The 23,424-nt window shown below is 66.5% G+C and carries 27 protein-coding genes and 1 tRNA gene; 18 read left to right on the top strand and 10 right to left on the bottom strand.

Annotation, left to right across the window (positions count from 1 at the left end; all coding sequences use genetic code 11):
* Positions 1 to 403 precede the first annotated feature (403 nt).
* Entirely contained in the window at positions 404 to 970 is a 567-nt protein-coding gene (locus tag BKE09_RS01205) for a transcriptional regulator (RefSeq protein WP_075674630.1), read from the bottom strand.
* A gap of 169 nt (positions 971 to 1,139) precedes the next feature.
* Here BKE09_RS01205 and BKE09_RS01210 point away from each other — a divergent pair, with 169 nt between their 5' ends.
* On the top strand, positions 1,140 to 1,970 hold the full coding sequence (locus BKE09_RS01210; protein WP_075674631.1) for a universal stress protein: 831 nt from the start codon (positions 1,140 to 1,142) through the stop codon (positions 1,968 to 1,970).
* Here BKE09_RS01210 and BKE09_RS01215 read toward each other — a convergent pair.
* Positions 1,918 to 2,811 carry a helix-turn-helix domain-containing protein gene (locus BKE09_RS01215; protein ID WP_075674632.1) on the bottom strand — a complete coding sequence of 298 codons (894 nt, stop codon included), beginning with the start codon at positions 2,809 to 2,811 and terminating at the stop codon, positions 1,918 to 1,920. The genes BKE09_RS01210 and BKE09_RS01215 overlap by 53 nt on opposite strands.
* A gap of 145 nt (positions 2,812 to 2,956) precedes the next feature.
* Here BKE09_RS01215 and BKE09_RS01220 point away from each other — a divergent pair, with 145 nt between their 5' ends.
* Positions 2,957 to 3,517, top strand: a complete 561-nt coding sequence (locus BKE09_RS01220; RefSeq protein WP_075674633.1) for a GNAT family N-acetyltransferase — start codon at positions 2,957 to 2,959, stop codon at positions 3,515 to 3,517.
* A 7-nt stretch (positions 3,518 to 3,524) separates the two neighbouring features.
* On the opposite strand, the gene BKE09_RS01225 is transcribed toward BKE09_RS01220, so the two are convergent.
* Complete coding sequence (locus BKE09_RS01225) at positions 3,525 to 3,989, bottom strand: GNAT family N-acetyltransferase (RefSeq protein WP_075674634.1); 465 nt, start codon at positions 3,987 to 3,989, stop codon at positions 3,525 to 3,527.
* 164 nt (positions 3,990 to 4,153) lie between these two features.
* Between BKE09_RS01225 and BKE09_RS01230 the strand changes: the two genes are divergently transcribed.
* The 3 genes from BKE09_RS01230 to BKE09_RS01240 all read left to right on the top strand — a co-directional run bounded on the left by BKE09_RS01230 (position 4,154) and on the right by BKE09_RS01240 (position 6,285).
* Positions 4,154 to 5,044 carry a dihydrodipicolinate synthase family protein gene (locus BKE09_RS01230; protein ID WP_075674635.1) on the top strand — a complete coding sequence of 297 codons (891 nt, stop codon included), beginning with the start codon at positions 4,154 to 4,156 and terminating at the stop codon, positions 5,042 to 5,044.
* A 241-nt stretch (positions 5,045 to 5,285) separates the two neighbouring features.
* On the top strand, positions 5,286 to 5,636 hold the full coding sequence (locus tag BKE09_RS01235; protein ID WP_075674636.1) for a hypothetical protein: 351 nt from the start codon (positions 5,286 to 5,288) through the stop codon (positions 5,634 to 5,636).
* Positions 5,637 to 5,766: 130 nt separating this feature from the next.
* Positions 5,767 to 6,285 carry a hypothetical protein gene (locus tag BKE09_RS01240; protein WP_139319601.1) on the top strand — a complete coding sequence of 173 codons (519 nt, stop codon included), beginning with the start codon at positions 5,767 to 5,769 and terminating at the stop codon, positions 6,283 to 6,285.
* 225 nt (positions 6,286 to 6,510) lie between these two features.
* Here BKE09_RS01240 and BKE09_RS01245 read toward each other — a convergent pair whose 3' ends face one another.
* A complete protein-coding gene (locus tag BKE09_RS01245; protein WP_075674638.1) occupies positions 6,511 to 6,969 on the bottom strand; it encodes a hypothetical protein in 459 nt (152 codons plus the stop codon).
* A gap of 269 nt (positions 6,970 to 7,238) precedes the next feature.
* Here BKE09_RS01245 and BKE09_RS01250 point away from each other — a divergent pair, with 269 nt between their 5' ends.
* Positions 7,239 to 7,724: a hypothetical protein gene (locus BKE09_RS01250; protein WP_240502862.1), complete on the top strand. Its 486-nt coding sequence runs from the start codon at positions 7,239 to 7,241 to the stop codon at positions 7,722 to 7,724.
* A gap of 356 nt (positions 7,725 to 8,080) precedes the next feature.
* Positions 8,081 to 8,209: a hypothetical protein gene (locus tag BKE09_RS23810; protein WP_276204715.1), complete on the top strand. Its 129-nt coding sequence runs from the start codon at positions 8,081 to 8,083 to the stop codon at positions 8,207 to 8,209.
* A gap of 93 nt (positions 8,210 to 8,302) precedes the next feature.
* Here the strand turns inward: BKE09_RS23810 and BKE09_RS01260 are convergent.
* Positions 8,303 to 8,379 (bottom strand) — tRNA-Arg (locus BKE09_RS01260).
* A gap of 183 nt (positions 8,380 to 8,562) precedes the next feature.
* Between BKE09_RS01260 and BKE09_RS01265 the strand changes: the two genes are divergently transcribed.
* The 7 genes from BKE09_RS01265 (at position 8,563) to BKE09_RS01295 (ending at position 15,149) form a co-directional block, all read left to right on the top strand.
* Positions 8,563 to 10,095 carry an aldehyde dehydrogenase family protein gene (locus BKE09_RS01265; protein WP_075674640.1) on the top strand — a complete coding sequence of 511 codons (1,533 nt, stop codon included), beginning with the start codon at positions 8,563 to 8,565 and terminating at the stop codon, positions 10,093 to 10,095.
* Positions 10,095 to 10,898 (top strand): SDR family NAD(P)-dependent oxidoreductase, encoded by an 804-nt coding sequence (locus BKE09_RS01270; RefSeq protein ID WP_170871719.1) that lies wholly within the window; start codon positions 10,095 to 10,097, stop codon positions 10,896 to 10,898. Before BKE09_RS01265 ends, BKE09_RS01270 begins: the two co-directional genes overlap by 1 nt.
* A 137-nt stretch (positions 10,899 to 11,035) precedes the next feature.
* A complete protein-coding gene (locus BKE09_RS01275; protein ID WP_049445846.1) occupies positions 11,036 to 11,320 on the top strand; it encodes a DUF4190 domain-containing protein in 285 nt (94 codons plus the stop codon).
* A 4-nt stretch (positions 11,321 to 11,324) separates the two neighbouring features.
* Positions 11,325 to 12,095 carry a class I SAM-dependent methyltransferase gene (locus BKE09_RS01280; RefSeq protein WP_075674641.1) on the top strand — a complete coding sequence of 257 codons (771 nt, stop codon included), beginning with the start codon at positions 11,325 to 11,327 and terminating at the stop codon, positions 12,093 to 12,095.
* Between the two features lie 8 nt (positions 12,096 to 12,103).
* Positions 12,104 to 13,159, top strand: a complete 1,056-nt coding sequence (locus BKE09_RS01285; protein ID WP_014036956.1) for a quinone-dependent dihydroorotate dehydrogenase — start codon at positions 12,104 to 12,106, stop codon at positions 13,157 to 13,159.
* Positions 13,160 to 13,167: 8 nt separating this feature from the next.
* Positions 13,168 to 14,229 carry a UDP-N-acetylmuramate dehydrogenase gene (gene murB / locus BKE09_RS01290; protein ID WP_075676531.1) on the top strand — a complete coding sequence of 354 codons (1,062 nt, stop codon included), beginning with the start codon at positions 13,168 to 13,170 and terminating at the stop codon, positions 14,227 to 14,229.
* A 32-nt stretch (positions 14,230 to 14,261) separates the two neighbouring features.
* Positions 14,262 to 15,149, top strand: a complete 888-nt coding sequence (locus BKE09_RS01295; protein ID WP_014036954.1) for a DMT family transporter — start codon at positions 14,262 to 14,264, stop codon at positions 15,147 to 15,149.
* 139 nt (positions 15,150 to 15,288) lie between these two features.
* Here BKE09_RS01295 and BKE09_RS01300 read toward each other — a convergent pair whose 3' ends face one another.
* From BKE09_RS01300 to BKE09_RS01315, 4 genes are all read right to left on the bottom strand, one after another.
* Positions 15,289 to 16,293, bottom strand: a complete 1,005-nt coding sequence (locus BKE09_RS01300; RefSeq protein WP_075674642.1) for an aminoglycoside phosphotransferase family protein — start codon at positions 16,291 to 16,293, stop codon at positions 15,289 to 15,291.
* A gap of 99 nt (positions 16,294 to 16,392) precedes the next feature.
* Positions 16,393 to 17,427 carry a heparan-alpha-glucosaminide N-acetyltransferase domain-containing protein gene (locus BKE09_RS01305; RefSeq protein WP_075674643.1) on the bottom strand — a complete coding sequence of 345 codons (1,035 nt, stop codon included), beginning with the start codon at positions 17,425 to 17,427 and terminating at the stop codon, positions 16,393 to 16,395.
* Complete coding sequence (locus BKE09_RS01310; protein ID WP_075676533.1) at positions 17,424 to 18,014, bottom strand: TetR/AcrR family transcriptional regulator; 591 nt, start codon at positions 18,012 to 18,014, stop codon at positions 17,424 to 17,426. Before BKE09_RS01310 ends, BKE09_RS01305 begins: the two co-directional genes overlap by 4 nt.
* 97 nt (positions 18,015 to 18,111) lie before the next feature.
* Positions 18,112 to 18,915: an APH(3')-II family aminoglycoside O-phosphotransferase gene (locus BKE09_RS01315; RefSeq protein WP_075674644.1), complete on the bottom strand. Its 804-nt coding sequence runs from the start codon at positions 18,913 to 18,915 to the stop codon at positions 18,112 to 18,114.
* Between the two features lie 128 nt (positions 18,916 to 19,043).
* On the opposite strand from BKE09_RS01315, the gene BKE09_RS01320 reads away from it, so the two are divergent.
* The 4 genes from BKE09_RS01320 to BKE09_RS01335 all read left to right on the top strand — a co-directional run bounded on the left by BKE09_RS01320 (position 19,044) and on the right by BKE09_RS01335 (position 22,752).
* Positions 19,044 to 19,220 (top strand): hypothetical protein, encoded by a 177-nt coding sequence (locus BKE09_RS01320; protein WP_240502864.1) that lies wholly within the window; start codon positions 19,044 to 19,046, stop codon positions 19,218 to 19,220.
* A gap of 14 nt (positions 19,221 to 19,234) precedes the next feature.
* Positions 19,235 to 19,963 carry a GNAT family N-acetyltransferase gene (locus tag BKE09_RS01325; RefSeq protein WP_075674645.1) on the top strand — a complete coding sequence of 243 codons (729 nt, stop codon included), beginning with the start codon at positions 19,235 to 19,237 and terminating at the stop codon, positions 19,961 to 19,963.
* Between the two features lie 29 nt (positions 19,964 to 19,992).
* Positions 19,993 to 20,709, top strand: coding sequence for an SDR family NAD(P)-dependent oxidoreductase (locus tag BKE09_RS01330; RefSeq protein WP_075674646.1), 717 nt, complete (start codon positions 19,993 to 19,995; stop codon positions 20,707 to 20,709).
* Positions 20,710 to 20,805: 96 nt separating this feature from the next.
* The gene (locus BKE09_RS01335; protein ID WP_075674647.1) at positions 20,806 to 22,752 is read left to right on the top strand and encodes an EAL domain-containing protein; all 1,947 of its coding nucleotides are present in this window, start codon (positions 20,806 to 20,808) and stop codon (positions 22,750 to 22,752) included.
* Here the strand turns inward: BKE09_RS01335 and BKE09_RS01340 are convergent.
* Entirely contained in the window at positions 22,749 to 23,360 is a 612-nt protein-coding gene (locus BKE09_RS01340; protein ID WP_075674648.1) for a TetR/AcrR family transcriptional regulator, read from the bottom strand. The genes BKE09_RS01335 and BKE09_RS01340 overlap by 4 nt on opposite strands.
* Positions 23,361 to 23,424 lie beyond the last annotated feature (64 nt).

The following is a 23,424-nucleotide window of genomic DNA, read 5'->3' on the forward strand; positions in this document are numbered from 1 at the left end:
CGCGAATGCGCGACGTCGTCGACTGCCACATGGTGATTTCCCCGGTCGGCCCGCACGGGGCCGCAGTTCGGTGGGTAACCTGGGACGAACTCATGCGCCTGGCGACACGCGCGAACGCGCGTTCTGCCGGCTCCATGGCCACTACAACCGTCCCTGTACCCCGTTGGTCAGGTGTAAAGTTCTACGATTACGATACCGCACTGCAACAATAGTGTGATGAACGTCTCATTTAATTTTGCAAAATCGAGCACGCTTTCACGACCACAGTTGTAGCAACCCGATGGCGGCACGCAGTGCACCATTCCGGCAGTACGAATGCCCTTTCCGGCAAGACGCCACGCAAATTCGGCGCACGTTGCAGTGCCCATCCATCACGACGCGATACGCGCCGCAGGCATCGCACTCAGGCCTTCATCGCCCCATGACGGAACGACGCCAGCAACGTTGATGCCGCCATCGCCGGTGCCAGCCGACCGCGCGCAAGTGACCAGGTAATGCCGTAGAAACAGGTCCAGTAGAAGTCCGCCAACCACACTGCACTGAATTCGACGTTGAACACGCCGGCGTGCTGGCCGCGCAGGAAAAACGCCTCGAAACGCTCGCCGATCGGCGCCCAGCGCTCGGGCAGCAGGTGCAGGTCGCCCTGCCGCTGCTGCTCTTCCATCATGCGCGCGAACAGCAGCGTCACCAGTTCCCAGTCCGCCAGCAGGGCGTGGGTCACCTGCTCCAGCACCTGCATCGCATCGGCATCCCCGTCGAACCACGTGGCTGCAGCTTCCAGGCGCTCGAAGCCTGCAGCAAACAACGCCTCGTCGATCGCTTCGCGGGTGGGTGCGAAGCGGTACAACGTGGCCCGGCTGATACCGGCGCCACTGGCCAGCTCGCTGAGTGTGCAGCGCGGATGGCTGACCAGGGTGGCAGCAAGGGCGTGGTGCAGGTCGCGGCGTGTACGTGCTGCGGCAGGTCGCATGGAGGGGCCTGGAGGCGGGGTCCACTCACGCTAGCATGAATCATCAATTAATAAACTGAATCACAAATGATTCATCCGAATCATGGATGCGCTACAACGAAGGCGCGTCCGGTGCACCCGGGTCGGTGCATGGCAGGAACGCGTCACAGGCATCGAAGGAGACAACGCCATGCTGCATCCGCTACGCGACATCGCTGTGCTGTTCGATGCCAGCGACACCGGGGACCGCGTACTGAACATCGCCGCCCATCTGGCGCAGGCCCAGCAGGCGCACCTGGTTGCGGTATCCACCGCCCAGCACCCCACCGACATCGCCAACGGTTTCGCCCGTGGCGCAGGCATCGCCGCCGCGCTCGACCACGAAGCACGCACCGACGCCGCCTGCACCGCGCAGCTCATGCAGAACCTGCGCGCAGCCTGCGAGCCACTGCAGATCAGCACCGAACTGCGCATCGTTTCGGACTATCTCGGTGGCGCCGATCTGGCCCTGCAATCGCTGTACTGCGACCTGATCATCGCCGGCTATCCGCACACGCCCGGCGCGCCCTCCGGCTGGCGTCCGCTGGGCACGCTGCGCCAGACCGGCGTGCCGATGCTGCTGGTGCCGCCGCACTGGCAAGGCGAACAGGTCGGCAGGCGCATCGTGGTGGCCTGGAATGCCAGCAAACAGGCCCGTCGCGCCGTAGCCGATGCCCTGCCGTTGCTGGCCCGCGCGCAGGCGGTGCACCTGCTGATGGTCGACACGCCCAAGGCCGAGGCCACGCCCGGTGCCGAGATGGCCCAGCACCTGGCCCGGCACGGTGTCGAGGTCGAGATCCAGGCGATCAGTTCCACACAGGGCGGTATTGCCGCAACCATCCGCCAGCATGTCCTCGATGCCGAGGCCGACCTGCTGGTGCTGGGCCCCTACAGTCGCAGCCGGGTGGTCGAGCGCGTGCTCGGCGGGGTTACCGAGGATCTGCTGTCCGAAGTTCCGGCACCGCTGTTCGTATCCCACTAGCACCGCCCTGCCCCGCACGGCGGTAGCCGGTCAGCGACTGCCCGGTGTGCCGCCGGAAGTAGCGGCACAGGTAGGACGCATCCTCGAAGCACAACCGCTCGGCGATGCGCCCGATCGGCAGCTCGCTGTAGCTCAGCAGCGCCTTGATCTCCAATACCACCTGGCGGTCGATCAACGCCTTGGGCGTTTCATCGAAGCACTCGCGGGTGAGCTGGGAAAGATAGAACGGCGTGATGCACAACGCGTCGGCGTAGGACTGCACGTCGCGCTGGCGGGTGCTGCGCTGGCCGACCAGCTCCCAGAAACTCCAGGCCAGGCGCTCGCGCCGGCTGACCGGCGCTGCCGCCACTTTCTGCACTGGCAGCAGCGTGGCGAACTTCAGGAAAAACGTCTGCAACAGGTTGCGCAGCATCACGTGCCGATAGCGGCCACCCGTGTGCTGCGCGTCCATCAGTTGCTGCAGCCAGCCCTGCAGCAGCGGCACCTCCAGCGGCGACGGCACGCAATGCGGATGCTCGTGCAGGAACTTGAACAGTGCGTTGGGCAGCACGTAGGCCACCTCCGACGCCAGCGCCTTCGGCATCAGGCAGACCACCGCCAGGAAGCCGCGCGATCGCTGCCGCAGCAGCGCCAGCGTGTCCTCGGCCAGCACCAGCACGTCGTGCCGCTGCACTGCCACCTCACGGAAGTTCAACGCGAAACGCGCACGCCCGGACACGCACACCAGAACCGCCAGATACGCGTGCCCGAATGACAGCGGAACGCCCTGCCCCTCGGCCAGCGTACTGACCTCCAGGCGCATCGATTCGTCCTGATCCAGAAGCTGGGGTATGCGGTCCATGGGCCGATCCGGCTGGATTCCGGGGCACAGCATACCCGCGCCAACGAGGCAGTTGTGAAAAGTACCGAAACCATCAAGGTCCCGCCCTGTGCCCTTCGCCCGGCGCGGCCTAGCCTGTGCGCTCTCTTCCTGCCCCTGAACGGCCATGCCCCTGCACACCGAACGCCTGATCCTGCGCCCCTGGCGCGACACCGACGCCGCCGACCTGTACGAATATGCCCGCGACCCACGCGTGGGCCCCATCGCCGGCTGGCCGGTACACACCAGCGTGGAGGAAAGTACCGACATCATCCGCACCGTCTTCAACCGGCCCGAAGTCTACGCACTGCAGAGCCGCGAGGACGGCCACGCCATCGGCTGTGTCGGCATCCTCATCGGTGCCGACAGCAACTTCGAGATCGGCGAGCGCGAAGGCGAGATCGCCTACTGGATCGGCGTGCCGTACTGGGGCCGCGGCCTGGTACCCGAAGCGGTGCGCGAAGTGATGCGGCATGCCTTCCTCGACCTGCACCTGGACGCACTGTGGTGCGGCTACTTCGCCGACAACCTGCAATCACTGAGCGCACAGAGCAAATGCGGTTTCCAGCATCACCATACCGAAGTGAACAAGTTCAACAGCTTCCTCGGCGACTACCGCACCGAGCACATCAGCCGCATCACCCTCGAGCAATGGCAGGCGCAACAGGCTGCCTCGCTGCGCGCGTGATCACGACTCAGCCGGCACGGTGCTGCATGAACAGCAGTTCCGGCGTCGAAGCGTCTTCCATCGGCTGGAAGCCAAGGTCGCGGTACAGGGTCACCGCCGTGACGTTGTCACGATAGACACGCAGGGTCAGCCGCTCCACCCCGGCCGACTGCAACGCCTGCGCCATCAGCGCCTGCATCAGGACACGTCCCAGTCCACGCCCGCGTGCCTGCGGCGAAACGATGATGCGGCCCAGGTGCAGCGTGCCGGAGGTCGTTGGCCAGTACTGGCCGAAACCAAGGCAGTGGCCATGCGCATCCAGCAGCACCCACCCCGGGCGCTGCTGCAGCTGCAGTGCCTGCGCGAATGCGTCCGGCGCGAGCGGATACGCCACGCCGGGACCGGCCCAGCGCTGGGTTGCGCTGGCCGAATCCAGCCACGCGCCGATGGCGGCGTAGTGCGGAGGCTGCACGGGGCGAAGGCACTCAGTCATGGCGTGCGCGCAAGGAAGGATGGCCGCCATGGTGCGCGATCTTCGCGGCCGAATCACGTTGCAGGGCAGCGCTTGAATTTTGTCCTAGGACAATAAACAATGCCGATCGTCCACGGTCGCCACACCTGGCGACCTCTCCTTTCCTTCTGCCCCCGGGGTTCGCCATGATCCACGGCCTCAGCGCCTTTCCTCTTACGCCGATGACCGAATCGAGCATCGACCTGCGCGCCTTCGCCGGGCTGGTCGAGCGCCTCGCAGCGGCCGGCGTGGACTCCATGGGCGTGCTCGGCTCCACCGGCAGCTACGCCTATCTGGAGAAGGCCGAGCGCATGCGCGTGCTGCGCGAAGCCCTGTCCCATTCGGGCGCCGTCCCGGTCATCGTTGGCATCGGTGCGCTACGCACCCGCGATGTGCTGGCTCTGGCAAAGGATGCCGAGGATGCCGGTGCGGCCGGGCTGCTGCTGGCACCCGTGTCCTACCAGCCATTGAAGGACCATGAGGTCTACACGCTCTTCGAATCGGTGTGCACGGCAGTGCGCACCCCGATCTGCGTCTACGACAATCCCGGCACCACCCACTTCCGATTCAGCGACGAACTGCATGGGCGGATCGCCGTCCTCCCCAACATCGCCTCGATCAAGCTTCCACGCCTGTCCGACGATCCTGCAGAAGCCGCAGCGCGCGTCGCCGCATTACGCGCCCTTCTTCCGGCGCACGTCACGCTGGGCATCAGCGGCGACGCTGCCGCCATACACGGGCTGACCGCCGGCTGCGATGGCTGGTATTCGGTGACCGGCGGGCTGTTCCCGGAGGCGGTGCAGCAGATCACCCGCGCGGCCGGCAACGGCGACATGGCGACGGCCCAGGCCATGTCGGCGAGGCTGGCGCCACTCTGGGCGCTGTACGACCGCTTCGGCGGCATCCGCGTCATGGCCTGCGCTGCGGCGCTGATGGGCCTGTGTGCCGAGGATTGCCTGCCACGGCCCTTGCTTGGGCTGCACGGTGAAGAGCGGGCGCGTGTGGCGGAGGTGCTGCGCGGCCTGGAGCTGCTGTAGCCGTCCTGGAGCGGGCAGCCTTTCACGTGGGAAACCCGCGAATGTCCCGGTGTCTTCTGAAACCCACCGGGTCTGAACTCTTCTGGTTCTACCTCGCTCTCCAGTTCAGTAGAGTGGACCCCGGCCAACCGGGCCCAGGTCTGGATGAGCGCAAGATTGCCAAGCAAAGTGTGGCCTGGAATGTCCCCACTTTGCGGCGCATTTGAACACGGCCCTTGATCACTGGTCCAAAGGAGGACGCATGGTGTCAATCCTGGGTGTTCTTGCACTTGGCGTGATGGTGCTATGCATCTGCCTCCCCTTCGCCGCGACGGCGATACAGCTGTTCCGCCTCGTCTGGTTCCTGACGGGCGAGAAGAAAGAACGCGGCAAGCGGCCGCGCTTTACCGGCCTGGTCCTGGCGATGCTTTTCAGCTCACTCGCTGCGACTGAAATCCTGCACATCGAGCCATTCCTGTCGTTGCGCTACCTCAATCCAGTGCCGCCCGAGCACAGGGATGCGTTCGTGATCGGCATGCTTGTGCTTGCGCTGGTGGCTTGGATATCGGGCGGATTGCTATGGAAGATTGCGCGCCGGCGGCCCGGAGACTGAGCTGATCTGCCTCCAGGCGCAGGCCATCTCCAGCTGTGCAGGCGCTTGTGCGCGAAAGATGGAGACTGTGCTGGCCTGTACGGCGCCCTCAATGTGTGCGCGGCGCCATGGCCAGGGGCGCATTCGGACGATGATTCGCGAGCCGGTTCACCCTCCAGCGCCCCAAGAGTTTGCAGGTTTGCGCGGCCGGGCAGAGTCATATCCGCCGACTACCGCCGGAGTTACCCAAGAAGAGATTGCCGTCGCCGCTGCCGAGGCAGCTGAATCAGCCAATATCTTTGCTAACTGTGCTGGTTGGTGGGACTTCATGGCCACCCACGAGCGAGAAGCCGGTCGACCAGCTTCTGCCGAGCAGTTCAAGAACCTGGGAAATGGCGCACAGACTGCAGCATTGTGGCTGCATGGTCAGGCATACGCGTTGACCGCGACCAAACCTGCTCGCTACAAGACTTGGTTACCCATGGTCGCGCCCCTACGGGAGGGTGCAGCTATCAGAGCCGCTGCCATGGCGGAGCATGGAAAAATCGACTTGGTGCGATCTGAATTGCAGCGCTGCGAAGCCTTGCTGGAGAGCCAGCAGCAGGCCATCGACAGTATCAGGAAGGATATTGTTCAACGAGAGCTGGATGCCTCGACCTCGGGTCACTAATCCCGGGCGACGACGACATAGATCGATGTGAGCAAAGTTGATTGTTTGGCGACTTGGAAGTCTGGCTGACTCAGTAGCCACATCAGCCACTTGCTGCATTGAATTCATTTCTGGAGCCACCACTCTGGAGCCCTTGAGGCACAACGGGGCTCGACGCAGTTTTCTGGAGGCACCGGAGTCGGATCGTATGGCGCAACTGCCGGCGTCCAGCCCTCATCCATGCCTTCATCGGGTCATCTCCTCAGGCTTGGTCTCGGCCGACGGGTTGCTCAGCTCAAGCGCCTCCTTGACCCAAGCCGTGGCGATGGCTGTTGCCTCGGCCAGGCGCCGGGCCTGTTGCTGCTGCTCAGGTGTCGGCAGCAGGCCTGGTGCCGGATCGAACGGTTCGCTCAGGGCGGTGTCGAGCAGCGGCGCTACAGCCACGCGCAGGCGCATCTCGGGGTAGAGCCTGGCCGCGAACCGGCGCTCGGCGTAGCACTTGCCCTGGGCGATGCTGGCCGCCCGAACGTCCTTGGTTTCCCACATCTTCCGAGCATTGAGGCGGACGCGTACGCCGCCATCTTTGGCAGCCGAGACGTTGACTATCTGCCGGCCGTTCCACCACAGCACCCACGTTTTGCCCAACTGGACCCAGCCAGCGGAAATCGGGGCAGTGCGGAAGCCTTGGTAGGTGGCGGAAATCATGCCCGGAAGGACACGACCGCCCGTTGCAGATCCTGCGAAGCGGCGGGCACATGCCTGAATCGGTCACATTTGGGAGCCTGTCACATCTCTCGCCTCGGTGGGACTTTACCTACACCGAACTGGCGGATTTTCCGATTGCATCTCTGGTGAGGGGTTGCCACCGTGCGCGGGCAGTGCAGCACTACCCTACTCATGGAGAGACGGAAGTGAACTCAATGCAAAACGATTGCAGGACTGCCCGCTCAACCCCTCGCCGCCTGATGTTGGGCATGTCATTTGCTCTGTTGTCAGCCGGCTTCGCCCAAAGCACGTTCGCCGGCCAATGGGTGCCGACGGGCCGCGTGCTTTGGGTGGATTCGGAAACCATCCAGCCTTACCCAGTGGCCTATACCAACTTCTGCCAGGGCGGCGTGGATGGACCAAGCGGTGTCTACCTGTACGGCGACTGGGGCTCGGAAGGGCTGGGCTCGTGCCCCACCGACGCATACACCGGTTTTCAAGAGATGAAGGGCTCTGGCGGCAACTGCAGGCCGGATCCCCAAGGCGTTGGTGGCGGCTATTCCTGCGAGGAGAACCACCACACTTTCAGCGGTCAGACCTACCAGGGCCCAATGCCGGCGACCTGCAGCTCGCCTGGTGTGTATGGCGTCAGCCACCTCTACCGTAGAGAGCTGGTGTACTTCGGCTCCGGTCATATGCCCGATGACTTCTACGACCGATTCTACGAAAGCTCCGCTGAGTACGTTTGCCAGTAATCGGCAACCGAATACCAAGTTCTCATGCGTTGGACTTGAAGCGCTTCTGATCCGCGCCTCATGACGAGCACGAACGTCCCCGCGCGAGCGGGGACACTACTTCATGTCGCCCCCGGGTTCTTTCTGCCCATTGCGGTAGCGGGCCTGGAGCCGTAGCCATGGTGGCGGCGATCTCTTCGCCGCTGCCTTCCAGCAATCTCCAACAGTTCTGACCGAGCAGATCGGCGAAGTCCAGGCCGGCGGCCCTGCCCGACCTGCTGGTGCAGGCGACGGGGTCAAGGACGATGCAACGTCGGCAGGGCTGGGTGGAAGTCTTGACCGCCTGAGGCGCACGTTCTGCGCCCATCCATGTGGTCATGGCCGAAGTGCCGTTGCGTCAAGTACAGATCCTGGCCGGGCACGCCGATTACGCCACAACCGAGAAATACTATGCCCACCTGACGCCAGAAGGCGACGACGGCGCAGTGGCGAAGCTGCGGTACTGATCCGCGCCGCTGGGACCACTGGGACCAAATCCTGTGGATATGCGGGAAACAGTGGGAAATGATCACCACTGAGTCTGCCTAAGTTGTTGATTCTGGTGACCCCGGCCCGATTCGAACGGGCGACCTTCCCCTTAGGAGGGGGACGCTCTATCCAGCTGAGCTACGGGGCCATGCAGCCGGGAAGTTTACAGGCAACGCGCCCTGCCCTCCAAGCATTCATGTCCGGCCCGGCTCCGCTGGCGCGTTGCACCATGGCCGGACAGGGCGCTCTGCTACCATCGGCGATTCAGTTCATCGCGTCCCCCACCTGCCCGCGATGGCGCCAAACAACGTAACGAAACACAGGAGTCTGCATGTCTTCCGAGCTGCTCAAGTCCCTTGGCCTGGACGCGATCAACGCTGGCACGTACCTGGGCAACGGGGAGTGGTCGAGCGCGACCAGCGGTGAGCTGATCACCCCGGTCAACCCGACCACCGGCGAGCCGATCGCGCAGGTCCGCGCGACCACCGAGGCCGAGTACGAGACCGTCGTCGCCCGCGCCCAGGAAGCCTTCAAGGCCTGGCGTACCACGCCGGCCCCGCGCCGCGGTGAAGCCGTGCGCCTGTGCGGCGAAGCACTGCGCAAGCACAAGGACGCCCTGGGTTCGCTGGTTGCCCTGGAAATGGGCAAGAGCAAGCCGGAAGGCGACGGCGAAGTGCAGGAGATGATCGACATCGCCGATTTCGCCGTTGGCCAGAGCCGCATGCTGTACGGCTACACCATGCATTCCGAGCGCCCCGGCCACCGCATGTACGAGCAGTACCACCCGCTGGGCCTGGTCGGCATCATCTCGGCCTTCAACTTCCCGGTCGCGGTGTGGAGCTGGAACTCGTTCCTGGCCGCCATCTGTGGCGACGTGTGCATCTGGAAGCCGTCCAACAAGACGCCGCTGACCGCCATCGCCTCGCTGAAGATCTGCAACGACGCCCTGCGCGAAGCCGGCTTCCCGGACATCTTCTTTCTGATCAACGATGCCGGCACCGCGCTGTCGGAAAAGATGGTCGATGATCGTCGCGTGCCGCTGATCAGCTTCACCGGCTCGACCCAGGTCGGCCGCACCGTCAACGAGAAGGTCGCCCGCCGTCTCGGCCGCTGCCTGCTGGAACTCGGCGGCAACAACGCCATCATCCTGGACGAAACCGCCGACCTGAAGCTGGCCGTGCCGGGTATCGTGTTCGGTGCCGTCGGCACCGCCGGCCAGCGCTGCACCACCACCCGCCGCCTGATCGTGCACCGCTCGATCTACGCCGACGTGCTGGCCACCCTGGTCAAGGCCTACAAGCAGGTGGAAGGCAAGATCGGCGACCCGACCGATGCCGCCAACCTGATGGGCCCGCTCAACAGCGACGGCGCCGTGCAGCAGTTCCTCGATGCGATCGCCCAGGCCAAGGCCGCCGGCGGCACCATCGAAACCGGTGGCACCCGCATCGACCGCGCCGGCAACTTCGTGCTGCCGGCGATCGTCTCCGGCCTGAAGAACAGCGACGCCGTGGTCCAGCACGAAACCTTCGCGCCGATCCTGTACGTGATGCCGTACGACAGCATCGACGAAGCCATCGACATGCAGAACGGCGTGCCGCAGGGCCTGTCGTCCTCGATCTTCACCCAGAACCTGAAGACCGCCGAGAAGTTCCTGTCGGCCGCCGGCAGCGACTGCGGCATCGCCAACATCAACATCGGCACGTCCGGTGCGGAGATCGGTGGTGCCTTCGGTGGCGAGAAGGACACCGGCGGTGGCCGCGAGTCCGGCTCGGATGCATGGAAGGTCTACATGCGCCGCCAGACCAACACCATCAACTATTCGGATTCGCTGCCGCTGGCCCAGGGCATCAAGTTCGACCTGTGATGGCAAGCGACGCGGACACGTCCATGGGTCAGAGCCCCGCAGGGGCTCCGACCCTCGATTTCACCGGCCGCCGCGTGCTGATCGCCGGCGGCAGCAAGGGCATTGGCCGTGAAATGGCGCTGGCGTTTGCCGGCGCCGGTGCGCAGGTCTCGGTCTGCGCGCGCGGCCACGCCGGTCTGGATGCCCTGCGCGCCGATGCACGGGCGCAGGGCTTCGAACTGCACGCGTTTTCCGCCGATCTGGCCGACCCCGGCCAGATCCAGGCCTGGCTGCAGGCCGCTGCCGACGCGCTCGGTGGCATCGACGTGCTGGTCAACAACGCCACCGGCTACGGCATGGCCGACGACGAGGACGGCTGGGCCGCCAGCCTGCAGGTCGACTTGATGGCCGCCGTACGCGCCTCGCGCCTGGCACTGCCGTGGCTGCGTGCCTCCAGCGACGCCTGCATCCTCAACCTGTCTTCGATTGCCGCGCAGCAGCCGCGTCCCGGTGGCGCGCCCTATGCCGCCGCCAAGGCCGCGCTTTCGCACTACACCACCTCGCAGGCGCTGGCGCTGGCCAAGGATCGGATCCGGGTCAATGCGATCGCGCCGGGCTCGATCGAGTTCGATGACGGCCTCTGGGACCGCCGCCGCACCGACGACCCCACGCTGTACCACGGCACCCTGGCGAAGATTCCGTTCGGCCGCTTCGGGCACCCGCGCGAGATCGCCGACGCCGCCCTGTTCCTGTGCTCGCCGCTGGCGCGCTGGGTCACCGGCAGCGTGCTCAACGTGGATGGCGGCCAGGTGTTGATGGGCTGACACCGGCACCCGGTAGCTGCCAACCTTGGTTGGCATGCCTTTCGTCGACCAAGGGCGACGCCTACCATCGTATCCGCCGGGCATGGGATTGCCGGGGCAGACGCACTATCATGTGCACACTGCCAAGGAGGACCCCGATGAGCGTGGCACCCCGACAGACAAGCGCCCTGGCCGTGGTCAGCCTGGTCATGGGCATCGCCAGCTGGACCGTCCTGCCCTTCGTGGCCAGCATCGTCGCCATCATCACCGGCCACATGGCCCGCGCCGAAATCCGCCGCCGCCCGCACGAACTGGAAGGCGATGGCCTGGCCGTCACCGGCCTGGTACTCGGCTGGGTGATGGTCGGCGCCGTGATCGCCGCCATCCTGGTCTTCATCCTGTTCTTCGGCGGCCTGGCCTGGCTGGCGGCGGTGTCGAACTGACGCCATGACCACTTCCGACAGCACCGAACGCTTCAGCAGCCGCGTCGCCGACTACGTCCGCTACCGCCCCGACTACCCACCCGCGCTGCTGGAATGGCTGCATGGCCCGATGGGTGTCAGCCAGCAGGCGCGTGTCGCCGACATCGGCGCCGGTACCGGTATTTCCAGCCGCCTGTTCCTGGCCAGCGGCCATCCCGTTGTCGCGGTTGAGCCCAATGCGGCCATGCGCGGCGCGGCCGAACAATGGCTGGCACCGCAGTACCCGCAGTTCCGTGCGGTGGACGGCCGCGCCGAGGCCACCACACTGGACGATGCCAGTGTCGATCTGGTCAGCGTCGCGCAGGCCTTCCACTGGTTCGACACCGTGGCGGTGCGCGCCGAGTGGCAGCGCATCCTGCGTCCCGGCGGCCAGGCCCTGATCTACTGGAATTCGCGCCTGCTCGATGCCAGCCCGTTCCTGATCGGCTACGAACAGCTGCTGCTGGACTACGGCACCGACTACTCCGCCGTGGCCGAGCGCTACCAGGACGACGCCACCATGCAGGCCTGGTTCGGCCCCGGCCTGCGCGGCATGGTGGAGTTGCCCAACGTGCAGCACCTGGACTTCGATGCCCTGCGCGGGCGCCTGCTGTCCTCCTCCTATGCCCCTCAATCCGGTCATCCGCGCCACGCGCCGATGATCGACGCTCTGCAGCACCTGTTCGCCGCCCACGCGGTCGACGGCCAGGTTGCGTTTGAATATCGAACCCGAGCCTTCCTCGGCACGCTGGACTGAACCGACGCATGTATTCGCTTGCCCGCCCCTTCCTGTTCTCGCTCGACGCCGAGCGCGCCCACGGCCTCGGCCTGTCCGCACTGGACCTGGCCTATCGCACCGGTACCACGCCGCTGCTGGCCGCACGCATCGCGCCGATGCCCAGCACGGTGTTCGGGCTGACGTTCCCCAACCCGGTCGGCCTGGCCGCCGGCCTGGACAAGAACGGCGAGCATATCGATGCATTGTTCGCGCTGGGCTTCGGCTTCGTTGAAATCGGCACCATCACCCCGCGCCCGCAGGCCGGCAATCCGCAGCCGCGCCTGTTCCGCCTGCCGGAACACAACGCGATCATCAACCGCATGGGCTTCAACAATGCGGGCGTGGACGCACTGGTGCGCAACGTCGAGCGCGCGCGCAACCGCCGCGGCCTGCTCGGCATCAACATCGGCAAGAACAAGGACACCCCGAACGAACAGGCCGTGGACGATTACATCGCCTGCCTGGACAAGGTGTACCCGCTGGCCGACTACATCACTGTCAACATCTCCTCGCCCAACACCGCCGGCCTGCGTGAACTGCAGGAAGAAACCGCGCTGCGCCAGCTGGTCAGCCAGCTGCGCGACCGCCAGGAAGATCTCGCGGCCCAGCACGGCCGCCGCGTGCCGATGCTGGTGAAGGTGGCGCCGGACCTCAGCGAACGCGACATCGATGCCGCCGCCCGCGTGCTGGGCGAACTGCAGGTGGACGGCGTGATCGCCACCAACACCACCATCGACCACAGCAAGGTGGCCGGCGACCCGCTGGCCAACGAGGCCGGTGGCCTGTCCGGTGCGCCGGTGCTGGAGCAGTCCACGCTGGTGCTGCGCCGCCTGCGTTCGCGCCTGCCCGAATCGGTGCCGCTGATCGGCGTCGGTGGCATCCTGTCCGGCGCCGATGCCGTGGCCAAGATGGCCGCAGGCGCGGCACTGGTGCAGTGCTACAGCGGCCTGATCTTCCGTGGCCCGGCGCTGGTTTCCGAATGCGTGGAGGCGATCCGTCGCCGCCGCGAAGCGCCCAGCCGCGGCGCGGTGGCGCCGCTGTGAGCGCGCCCATGGACACCATCGACGGCAACGCCCCGCTGCGCTGGACGCTTACCCGCAATGCGCCGCTGCAGGCACTGAACACCTTCCATGTGCAGGCCAGCGCCGCTCAGCTGCTGGAACTGCACGATCCCGCGCTGCTACCAGAGGTGCTCGCGCTGCCCGACGTTGCCAACGGCCCGCTGCTGGTGCTGGGTGCCGGCAGCAACGTGCTGATCGCCGAGGACCTGCCGGGCACCGTGCTGGTGTTCGGCAACCGTGACATCAGTTTCCTTGAACACCGCGCCGACCACGCGGTGGTCCGCGCCGGTGCGGGCGTGCCGTGGCACGGCCTGGTGATGTGGTCGCTGCAGGAAGGCCTGTCCGGCCTGGAAAACCTGGCCCTGATTCCCGGTACGGCCGGTGCCGCGCCGATCCAGAACATCGGCGCCTATGGCGCGCAGGTCGGCGAGTTCATCCAGGCGGTCGAAGCCTGGGACTGCCAGGAACAGGCCTGGGTGCGGCTGGACAACGAACAATGTGGTTTCGCCTACCGCGACAGCGTGTTCAAGCAGCAGCCCGATCGCTACCTGATCACCGCCATCGAACTGAAGCTGCCGCTGCTGCATGACCTGCGCATGGACTACGCCGGCATCCGCGAGGAACTTCAGGCGCAGGGCGTGGAGCTGCCCGGTGCGGTGGACGTGGCCAATGCGGTGATCGCAATCCGCCGCCGCAAGCTGCCCGACCCGGATGTACTGGGCAACGCCGGCAGTTTCTTCAAGAATCCGGTGCTGCCGCTGGAACAGGTCGACGTGCTGCTGCAGCACTTCCCCGACCTGCCCGTGTTCCCGGCCGAGCAGGACGACAAGCGCAAGGTCTCGGCAGCCTGGATGATCGAATCCTGCGGCTGGAAGGGCTTCCGCGACGGCGATGCCGGCGTGGCCCCCAGCCATGCACTGGTACTGGTCAACCACGGCAACGCCACCGGCGCTGAACTGCTGGCACTGGCGCGCCGCATCTCGGCCTCGGTGCTGGAAAAATTCGGCGTGCCGATCGAACCGGAGCCCCGCCTGCTCGGCGCACAGTGGTGAACAGCCCCGCCCTTTCCCCCAGCGCCACCCCGATGCGGGCGGCGCTGCTGATGCTCGGCAGCACGATGGCGTTCGGCCTGATGGCGGTGGCGATCCGCTATGCCACGCGCTACGTGCCAACCCAGGAAGTGGCGTTCTTCCGCAATGCCTTCGGCCTGCTGGCACTGCTGCCGATGCTGCTGCGGCCCGGCCGTGCGCCCTTGAAGACGCAGCAGCTGCCACGCTATCTCGTGCGCAGTGCGATCGGCCTGGGCTCGATGCTGTGCGCGTTCTGGGCGCTGGGCCATCTACCGTTGGCGCAGGCGGTTTCGCTCTCGTACTCCACGCCGCTGTTCGTCACCATTGCCGCCGTGCTGTGGCTGGGCGAAACCGTGCGCGTGCGCCGCTGGGCCGCGGTCGTGGTCGGCTTCATCGGCGTGCTGGTGATCGTGCGCCCCGGCACCGCCGGCTTCACCGCCGGCAGTCTGGTGGCCGTGGGTGCGGCCGTGCTCAGCTCGTTGGTGGCGATCCAGATCAAGCAGCTCACCCGCGTCGACAGTGCCGATACCGTGGTGCTCTATACCTACGTGTTCTGGGTGCCGCTGTCGCTGGTCCCGGCGTTGTTCGTCTGGGTCTGGCCGACCGGGTCGGCCTGGCTGTGGCTGCTGGCCACCGGCGTGCTCGGCACCATCGGCCAGCTGTTGTGGACCCGCGCGCTACGGCTGGGCGAAGTCTCCGCCCTGACTCCGATCAGCTTCCTGCAGCTGCCGCTGGTGACGCTGTTCGGCTGGCTGCTGTTCAACGAGAGCGTGGACCGCTGGACGATCATGGGTGCCGGCATCATCCTCGCCGCCAACGCCTACATCGCCCACCGCGAAGCCGTGCTGTCGCGCCGCGCCGCGAGCGCAGCCGCCTCGGCAGCGGCCAAGCCCGCCGAGTAGAGCCACGCCACGCGTGGATGATCCCTGCACCTGATCAACGATGGCGGCCCGAAGAGCCGCCGAGCGCAACTGTAGAGTCGAGCCATGCTCGACTCATCGCGCGCAGCGCGACGCTTCATCGATGGCAGGTGACGAGCATTTACAGCGCGCGATACACCCGCTCTGCCGCGTCGAACACATTGCCCGGTGCGAACTGTTCGCTGAGGAAATGCAGCGACTGCCGGCGCAGCTGCGGCGAACGATCCTCGCCATCGCTGCCCAGCAGGACCTGCTGGAACTCGATCAGGTCCTGCAGGATGCGCCAGTGCCGGTACCAGGCGATCCAGCGCGGGTCGCCATGGTCGCTGCCATAGCCCTCCTCGAAACCCAGCGGATTCTCGCGCCCCCAGCGCCCGCCCACCGCGGCACCGATGAACATCAGGTCGCGCTCGCGCGGTGCCAGCGACAGGCCATCCCAGTCGATCAGGTGCAGGCCGCCGTCGTTGCCCATCAGCAGATTGCCGGCATGCAGGTCGGTATGGCACAGGCGCAACGCCACCGGGACATCCTGCAACGCCGCGTGCAGCTGCACTGCCTGCGCATGCAGCGCCGCGATGCGCGCGTGCTGTTGGTCCCAGACGGAAACGAAGGCACGGCCCAGCCCATCCCTGGCGGCGGCCAGGCCCTCACCGGCCAACCATTGCCCGACCGTATCAAGCGCTGAGGTTTCCAACCGCAGGCTCGGCAGTGCCTCCTGCAGCGCCGGTGGCGGGCGCGCCTCGTGCAGGCGCCGCAGCACCTCGCCCATCCGTTGCCACTGCGTGCGACTCAGTGCGGCCTCAAAGCCGGACTGGCCTTCCACGTACGGGAACAGGGTGAACTGCAGGCCCCAGCGCTGCACCGACGCTCCACCGGTCAGGGCCGGCCAGGGCGCGACGATTTCCTCGATGCCCAGCGTGCCGCGCAGCCAATGCAGGGTGTCCCAGACGGCAGGGGCAACCTGGTAACTGCGGCATTTCAACCACCATTGCCCGCGCTGTGCATCGATGCGATACACGCTGGCGTTGGCATCGGCGCCAACCGGGCGTGGCACCACGGCGTTGGCGGTGATGCCATAGGACTGCTGAAGGACTTCGCCGAGATGCTGCGCCGAAGCGGATGACATGGATGCAAGCGGAAAGTATTACCTGCCACCACTATCGCAGATGCGCGGGCCGCGACACAGACATGTCCGTCACAACATCGTGCCTGCGCGACCAATGTGCTAGCCGGCAATGCGCCGCATCACCGCTTCCAGCGGCCCCCGCGCGAACCGCCAGGACCACAGCCACGCTGCGCCCGTGGCCAGCATCAGGAACAACAACGCCCACAACAGCACGGCCGGCAGCGAAGCACTGCCATCGAGCAGGCCCAGCCATTCCAGCGTCCCCATGCCCAGCAGGATGTGGCCGACGTACAGGGTCAGGGTCATGCGCCCTGCCGCAGTGAGCGGCTGCAGCCAGTCCCCCGGATACCGGCGGCTGACCCACAAGCACATGGCAATCGCGCTGCAGGCCGCGCCTGCGCCGGTCAGTACGTAGGCCGGTCCCGGCGGCATCGGCTGCGTTCCCAGCCACCCCTGCCAGGGTGTTCCCTGCGCAACGTGCTGCACACCCTGGCCCGCGCCGAGCAGCAGCACGCCCAGCAGCAACAACGCATGCTGCACCCGCGGCTGCGACAGCTGCAGGCGTGCCAGCAGCATGCCCAGCAGGAAGAAGCACATCCAGGGCAGCAGGGGATGGAAGCCGTTGAACAGCAGGTTGCGCACGGCACCCGGCCAGTGCCAGAGACCGGCGTATTCCAGCGTCTGCCAGTTCCAGCCCTGGCTGTAGTCCCACTGCAGCAGTGCCCAGAACGAACCGGCCGCGAGGCCGGCGATGCTGGCCAGCAACACCTGTGGCGACGCGCGCAACCACAGCACCGCCAGCGCGAAATACACCGCGTAGTAATGCAGGATGTCGGCCGGGAACAGGGTCAGATTGAGCAGGCCCAGCACAAGCAGGAACAGCGCGCGCCGCCAGGTCTGCAGGCTGGCCTGCATCCAGCCCGAGCGCTGCGTCGCCAGTACCAGGCCAAGTCCGGCCAGGGTGACGAAGGTCGCCGAGGCCTTGCCTTCCAGAAGATGGAAGAAGCCTGCCAACCCACCCGGGCGCTCGGCAGGCACGGCCATCGCCAGGCGGAAATTGACCAGCACCATGCCGGCCAGTGCCAGATACCGCGCCAGATCCAGGCCGTGCAGCCGCCGGTCATCGGCGCTCATGCACGTGATCCCAGCAGCCGTGCCAGCAGCTCGAGGTCCAGTGCGGCGTCCTCTACGCTGCCACCTTCACCCAGGCCCTGGCGCAGCGCATCGCTTTCGATGGCATCCAGCAACACCTGCGCCTGCAGTGCCGGGGCCAGCGCAGGGCGCCGCCGCTCGCGCCGCGCAATGCCCTGCAGCGCATCGCCCAGCACCTGTTGAAGCTGCCTGCGGTTGGCCGCGAAGGCCTCGGCCACGGCGCGGTTGCGTGCACTCTCGGCCAGCACCTCGACCGCGAGCGTTGCCCACTCCGGTTGCCGGCACAACGCGTGGAAGTCCTGCAGGAATGCCAGCACCTGCGCGCGCTCGCCGTCGGCCGCCGCCAGCCGCTGCAGCATCGGGGCCAGTTCCTCGCTTTCGGCCACGGCCACCGCAAGGATGATCGCCTCCTTGCCCGGGAAGTGGTTGTAGAGATTGCCCAGGCTGACACCGGCCGCCTGCGCGATGTCGCGCATGCTGGTCTGGTGGAACCCCTTGGCGAGGAAGCACTGCAGGGCCGCCTGCAGGATCAGGGTCACGCGCTGCTCATTGCGGTCGATTCGGCTCATGGCGCAGATAGTGAACGAACGTTCGTCCATTTTAAAGAATGAAGAGGTCCGCCGGCAGGGCAGCGTTCAGCCCCGCCCTACGCCGCCCTGCGCGGCTTCAGAAGAACTCGTCGAGCAGACGGTAGAACGCCAGCCGTCGTTCGTCGGCCACAACGCCATAGCGGCGGAACAGCGGTGCAACCCAGCGGGTGTCGCCGAAGTTGTCGACCAGGCTGCGCGCGGCCAACGCCAGATCCTGGTAGCGATCGGCCACGCCCAGCCGGCCACAATCGATGAAACCGCTGAAGCGGCCCTCGGCTGCGAGCAGGTTCGGCAGGCAGGCGTCGCCATGGCTGACCACCAGATCCTCGTGATCGGGCCGGGTGGCGCGCAGTTCGGCGAACACCTGCTGCGCGCTCTGCCCCAGGCGTTCGTCATCGAAGTCATCGGCGTCGACCAGGTCCGCCTCGACACGTGCCTGTGCGGCCTTCAGGCGCGAGGCCAGCCGCTGGTCGAACGGACAGCTCGCCACTGGCAGGGCATGCAGGCCCCGCAGCGCGTCGGCCAGCAGTTCCACCAGGTGGTGGGGCGCGGGCGTCGGCGACGAGGCCAGGTCGTGGCCGGGCAACGCACTCATCAGCAGCCAGCGGCGCCCCGCCTCCTCGGCGCTAGCGATCACCATCGGCGCCGGCTGGCCCTGCGCCTGCAGCCAGCGCAGGCGCGCTATCTCGTCGCCCAGCTCACTGAAGGCGTCGATCACTTCCGACTTCAGGAAGGCATCGGCCTGCCCAGGACGATGCACGCGGGCAACGTCCGCACGCGATACACCGATCGACTGCCGTTCAATGCGCGCGTCGGCCAGCGCTTCCTGCCAGGCGTGAGGCAGGGGCATGCCATCCATGCGCGCGTGGGTTGCTTCCATGCCGGGGAACGCCTGTTGCCGATGACTGCACGGATTCTCGCTCATCCGGCATGCCCCCCGTCAACAGCACCAATGATGGAGCTGTGCCTGGCGCGCTGAACATTCCCGTTACGGAACGGCATGCATGGATGGACGAACGGCCACGCGCCGTCCACATTGTCGCCGACTGCCACGGGCCCTGCTGCGTGCTGTCCAACGATGCGCTGGCGATGCTGGACGAGGCCGGACTGGCGGCGCAGCAGCTCCCCGCCGGCTACCCCGAATCGAAGGCGTCCGGCCTGCAGGTGGATCTGCCCCGGCACTGAGCGAGACCACTGTCATGGATGATGCGTTTGCCCCGATGATTGATGCCAGCTGGCGGCGCATCTGCGCGGGTGAGCGCATGCTGCAGGACAATCCCCTGTTGTACCTGGCCTGCAGCGATGATTTCGACGAGGGTGAGGACGGCATGCTGCTGCAACCGCTTGCTGGTCCTGCGCGCGCGGTGCTGCGCCCAGTCCTGGTCGAACGCCTGCAACTGCGCGCACGCGCGCATTGGACACTCGCACAGCTGCGGCAGCGGCTGATCGACGTCGGCCAGCGCACGCATGGCGCCGACCGCCTCTTCTATTTCCCTGCTGCAGAACTTGCGGCACTGGCCGAGCACCCTTCACCGCCCCACATCCGCCACCTCGCTCCAGCCGATGCTGCTGTGTTCAGTGCGTTCCAGGCCAGCGCCAGCAAGGAGGATCTCGATGCCGCCTGGGTCGAGCTCGACCACTGGCAGGTGTTCGGTGTCTTCGACGGCGAGCAGCTGGTCGCGGCCGGCAGCCTGTATCCGTGGAGCCTGGATCCGGCACTCGCCGACATGGGCGTGCTGACACTGCCCGAAGCCCGTGGCCGTGGTCATGCACGCCGGCTCGTGCAGACGATGGCCATATCCGCCCAGGCCTCCGGGTTGCAGCCGCAGTACCGATGCCAGCTCGACAACACGGCCTCCATCACCACTGCCGAACGCAGCGGCCTGCGCGCGTTCGGCGACTGGGACCTCATCCTGGCGGCCCACTGATGCCGCCACTGCACAACCAAGGAAGCAACATGAAATTGATGATCATCGGCGCCAGCAGGGGCCTGGGACGCGCGTTCGTGGAAGGCCTCTGTGCCTCGGGTGACACTGTGATTGGTGTCTCGCGCACCCGCCCGCGCGGCATCGCTTGCCCTGACGGCGTCACCCTGCAATGGATCGAAGCAGACCTGTCCCAGCCCACTGCGGCGGCCGACCACATCGCAACGCAGGCACCGGCCGATATCGATGTGCTGATCCACAACCTGGGTATCTGGGAAGACAAGGCCTTCAGCGACGAGTACGCCTTCCTCGATGAAAGCGATGCAGCACTCACGCAACTGGTCGACGTCAACATCACCGCGACCCTGGTCCTGCTGCAACGCCTGCTGCCCCGCGTACTGGGCGCAGCGCGCCCGCAGCTGGTGCTGACCGGTTCGACCTCGGCCCTGCCGCGCAGCGGCCGCCCGGAAGTGGCGTTCGGCGCCTCGAAGTTCGCCCTCAACGGCATCGCCGATGCGCTGCGCGAGGGCTTCCGCGATCGCCGGCTGGCGGTGACCAGCCTGCAGCTGGGCTACCTCAACACCGACGACGCCTTGTCGGTGCCGGTGGCCGAGGCCGCAGCGCGCGGCGACGGTGAGCTGGTGCCGGTCCATGATGTCGTGGCGATGGTGCGCGCACTGCTGCAGCTGTCGCCGTCCGGCTTCGTGCGCGAACTGGTACTGTCGGCCATTGCCGACCCGCGCTACTGACCCAGGTGGGCGACGCCGGGTAGCATCAGTGGCCGCGCGCGCGGCCGTGGTTTACCCTGCTCGTCACTGGCCGTCGGTCACAGGCGGGAACCTGCTATGGATGCGCTTTCACGGGTTTCGGCCCAGGTCCTGGACAGCGCCCTGCCCAGCCTGCCGCTGTATCTGCTGCAGGCCACGGCAGTGATCGGCATGATCGGCGTGCTGCTGATCGCCACCCGTCGCGCCGGGCACGCCATTGAAGGCCGTCGCCTGTATGTCGGCGTGGCGCTGGGCCTGATCTACCTGTTCAATTCCTGGTTCGTGGCCCGTTACACCCAGGGCGTGGTCAAGCTGCACCTCGGCTTCGACATCCTGCTGGTCAGTGGCCTGCTCGGCGGATGGCGTGGCGGCCTGGCCTGCCTGGCCGCCGCCCTGCTGGCCCGCTACCAGTTCGTCGGCACCCAGTTCTTCCTGCCTGCCAGCCTTGAGGCCGCGTTGCAGATGATGGCCGGCGTCTGGCTGCGCAGGCGCCTGCACCCACGCATGCTCAACGAGCTCTCGCCGCGCATGATCCTGCAGGCGTGGTCCGTGCGCATCGGGATGACCGCTCTGGGCCTGGCACTAGGTGTGGCGATCATTGGCGCCGACCAGCTGCCGGTGGCCGAACTGGCGATCCAGCGCCTGTTGGCACTGCCGGTCTCACTGCTGATGCTCGGCGCAGTGTTCGCGCTGGTCTACAACGATGCCCAGATCGATGCGCAGCGCCAGCGCGAACAGGCTTGGCTGCGCGTCGACCCGATCAGCGGCCTGCCCAACATGCGGGCGCTGGGCGAACGGCTGCAGCATTTCTGGCGCGACAACGACGGCCTCGGCAAGGCCTGCCTGGTGGTGGTCGAAATGGGCAACCAGCGCGACCTGCGCCTGCGCTACGGCCCGCTGCAGGACAACGGACTATGGCACCGCGATACGCCGGCGGAGGTCCACCGGTTGCTGCCATCGCTTCCAGTGGACGATGTGGAGGTCTACCAGTTCGGCGACGCCGCGCTGGCGATCCTGGTACGCGGCATGTCCTTGACCGAGCTGCGCATCCAGGCCCATATCACCGAACTGGCCTGCAATCTTGCCGACCGCGTCGGCCGCGACTGGCCGGGCTTCCGACCACTGTTCCGCTGCGCGGTGGTCGAGCTGAAACCACCGACCGCCACCGATGAAGGTCACCTGCCGTTCCGGGCGATCACGCTCGCACTGAGCGCGATCGAGTCGGGCGTGGTGTTCTTCGATGACCCGATCCAGCGCGACAGCGAGATCGATGCGCTGATCGAGGTCGCGCTCGAGCGCTGGCTGCAGCAGGGTGACGCCCCGCTGTGCTACCAGCCCAAGCATCGCCTGCACGATCGCCAGCTGGTTGGCGCCGAAGCACTGCTGCGCATGCGCGATGGCGAAGGCCGGCCGATTGCACCCATGCGGGTGATCTCACTGCTGCGCCGGCAGGGCCGGCTGGCAGACCTGGAATGGGCCACGCTGCAGTCGGCGGTGCACTTCCTGCAGCACTGCCGGCAGGACGGCGCGGCGCTGACCATCGCAGTCAATGTGTCAGCCGAATCCCTGCGCCTGCCCGACTTCGGCCTGCGCCTGCAGGAGCTGCTGCAGCTGCACGACATCCCCGGTGCGATGCTGCGGCTGGAAATCGTCGAGTGGACCGAGATCGTCGAGCGCGACGTGGTCGATGCCAACATCGCACAGCTGCTGGCAGCCGGGATCACCCTGTCGCTGGATGATTTCGGCGCGGGCTATTCGACCCTGATCCTGCTTTCGCAGCTGGCCATCGCCGAGGTCAAGATCGAGCAGGCGTTGATCGCCACACTGTCCGATGCCAAGTCGCAGTCGATCGTGCGCTTCATCGTCGAAGTCGCGCACCGCTGCGGTGCGATCGTGGTGGCCGAAGGCACTGAAACCCTGGCGCAGGAGCAGCAATTGCGCGCACTCGGGGTGGATGTCGGCCAGGGCTACCTGTACTCGGCAGCGCTACCGGCCGACGAGTTCCGTCGCTTCGCTGCCAGCTAGACGGCGTAGAACCCCAGGAACATCGCCACCGCCGATTCGGCCACGCGCGCGCGCTCCTGTTCGTTCAACGGTGGCTGCCCCATCGTCACCTGTGGCCAGAACGCGAAGCTCTTCACCAGCCCATGCAGCTGGTGGCCGGCGAATTCCGGATCGACCTTGCGCAGCCGGCCGTCGGCAATCGCGGCGCGGATCCAGGCGCTCTCGCCACTTTCCTTCTCGCCCATGCGGCAGACGATGGCCTGCGCCCGTTCCGGTGAGTGGATGATCTCGGCCATCGCGACCCGCGCCAGGTCGATGAAATTCCCGTCGCTGAGCAGGTCCAGCTTCTGGCCCAGCAACTGCAGCAGCTGCGCCTGCAACGGCTGGTCCGCGCGGTACGGCAGTGCGTCGCTGGCCACGCTGCGTTCCCACAGCTCCTCCAGGATCATCGAGAACAACGCTTCCTTGCTCGGGAAGTGGTTGTAGACGGTGCGTTTGGAGACCCCGGCCACCTCGGCGATGCGGTCCATGCTGGTCGCCTCGTAGCCCGATGCACGGAACTCCGCCACCGCTGCGCGCACGATGGCTTCGCGTTTGCGGTCGGTCAGGCGTTGCGGGGCACGGGACATGGCGGAAACCGGATAGCTGAACGGATGCCTCAATTTTACACCCAGCAGTGTACTTTTGAAAAAC

Origin of the sequence: Stenotrophomonas sp. TD3 (genome assembly GCF_001939825.1) — a bacterium.
In the GTDB taxonomy this organism is placed as follows: Bacteria; Pseudomonadota; Gammaproteobacteria; order Xanthomonadales; family Xanthomonadaceae; genus Stenotrophomonas.

Bases quoted from the DNA above. Each gene is read 5' to 3' on its own strand.
- BKE09_RS01310 (WP_075676533.1), bottom strand. From the start codon at position 18,014: ATGAGCCGAATCGACCGCAATGAGCAGCGCGTGACCCTGATCCTGCAG.
- BKE09_RS01265 (WP_075674640.1), top strand. From the start codon at position 8,563: ATGTCTTCCGAGCTGCTCAAGTCCCTTGGCCTGGACGCGATCAACGCT.
- BKE09_RS01280 (WP_075674641.1), top strand. From the start codon at position 11,325: ATGACCACTTCCGACAGCACCGAACGCTTCAGCAGCCGCGTCGCCGAC.
- BKE09_RS01335 (WP_075674647.1), top strand. From the start codon at position 20,806: ATGGATGCGCTTTCACGGGTTTCGGCCCAGGTCCTGGACAGCGCCCTG.
- BKE09_RS01220 (WP_075674633.1), top strand. From the start codon at position 2,957: ATGCCCCTGCACACCGAACGCCTGATCCTGCGCCCCTGGCGCGACACC.
- BKE09_RS01275 (WP_049445846.1), top strand. From the start codon at position 11,036: ATGAGCGTGGCACCCCGACAGACAAGCGCCCTGGCCGTGGTCAGCCTG.
- BKE09_RS01285 (WP_014036956.1), top strand. From the start codon at position 12,104: ATGTATTCGCTTGCCCGCCCCTTCCTGTTCTCGCTCGACGCCGAGCGC.
- BKE09_RS01300 (WP_075674642.1), bottom strand. From the start codon at position 16,293: ATGTCATCCGCTTCGGCGCAGCATCTCGGCGAAGTCCTTCAGCAGTCC.
- BKE09_RS01325 (WP_075674645.1), top strand. From the start codon at position 19,235: ATGGATGATGCGTTTGCCCCGATGATTGATGCCAGCTGGCGGCGCATC.
- BKE09_RS01205 (WP_075674630.1), bottom strand. From the start codon at position 970: ATGCGACCTGCCGCAGCACGTACACGCCGCGACCTGCACCACGCCCTT.
- BKE09_RS01315 (WP_075674644.1), bottom strand. From the start codon at position 18,915: ATGGAAGCAACCCACGCGCGCATGGATGGCATGCCCCTGCCTCACGCC.
- BKE09_RS01230 (WP_075674635.1), top strand. From the start codon at position 4,154: ATGATCCACGGCCTCAGCGCCTTTCCTCTTACGCCGATGACCGAATCG.
- BKE09_RS01330 (WP_075674646.1), top strand. From the start codon at position 19,993: ATGAAATTGATGATCATCGGCGCCAGCAGGGGCCTGGGACGCGCGTTC.
- BKE09_RS01295 (WP_014036954.1), top strand. From the start codon at position 14,262: ATGCGGGCGGCGCTGCTGATGCTCGGCAGCACGATGGCGTTCGGCCTG.
- BKE09_RS01305 (WP_075674643.1), bottom strand. From the start codon at position 17,427: ATGAGCGCCGATGACCGGCGGCTGCACGGCCTGGATCTGGCGCGGTAT.
- BKE09_RS01235 (WP_075674636.1), top strand. From the start codon at position 5,286: ATGGTGTCAATCCTGGGTGTTCTTGCACTTGGCGTGATGGTGCTATGC.
- BKE09_RS01215 (WP_075674632.1), bottom strand. From the start codon at position 2,811: ATGGACCGCATACCCCAGCTTCTGGATCAGGACGAATCGATGCGCCTG.
- murB (WP_075676531.1), top strand. From the start codon at position 13,168: ATGGACACCATCGACGGCAACGCCCCGCTGCGCTGGACGCTTACCCGC.
- BKE09_RS01340 (WP_075674648.1), bottom strand. From the start codon at position 23,360: ATGTCCCGTGCCCCGCAACGCCTGACCGACCGCAAACGCGAAGCCATC.
- BKE09_RS01250 (WP_240502862.1), top strand. From the start codon at position 7,239: ATGTCATTTGCTCTGTTGTCAGCCGGCTTCGCCCAAAGCACGTTCGCC.
- BKE09_RS01270 (WP_170871719.1), top strand. From the start codon at position 10,095: ATGGCAAGCGACGCGGACACGTCCATGGGTCAGAGCCCCGCAGGGGCT.
- BKE09_RS01240 (WP_139319601.1), top strand. From the start codon at position 5,767: ATGATTCGCGAGCCGGTTCACCCTCCAGCGCCCCAAGAGTTTGCAGGT.
- BKE09_RS01245 (WP_075674638.1), bottom strand. From the start codon at position 6,969: ATGATTTCCGCCACCTACCAAGGCTTCCGCACTGCCCCGATTTCCGCT.
- BKE09_RS01210 (WP_075674631.1), top strand. From the start codon at position 1,140: ATGCTGCATCCGCTACGCGACATCGCTGTGCTGTTCGATGCCAGCGAC.
- BKE09_RS01320 (WP_240502864.1), top strand. From the start codon at position 19,044: ATGGACGAACGGCCACGCGCCGTCCACATTGTCGCCGACTGCCACGGG.
- BKE09_RS23810 (WP_276204715.1), top strand. From the start codon at position 8,081: ATGGCCGAAGTGCCGTTGCGTCAAGTACAGATCCTGGCCGGGCACGCC.
- BKE09_RS01225 (WP_075674634.1), bottom strand. From the start codon at position 3,989: ATGACTGAGTGCCTTCGCCCCGTGCAGCCTCCGCACTACGCCGCCATC.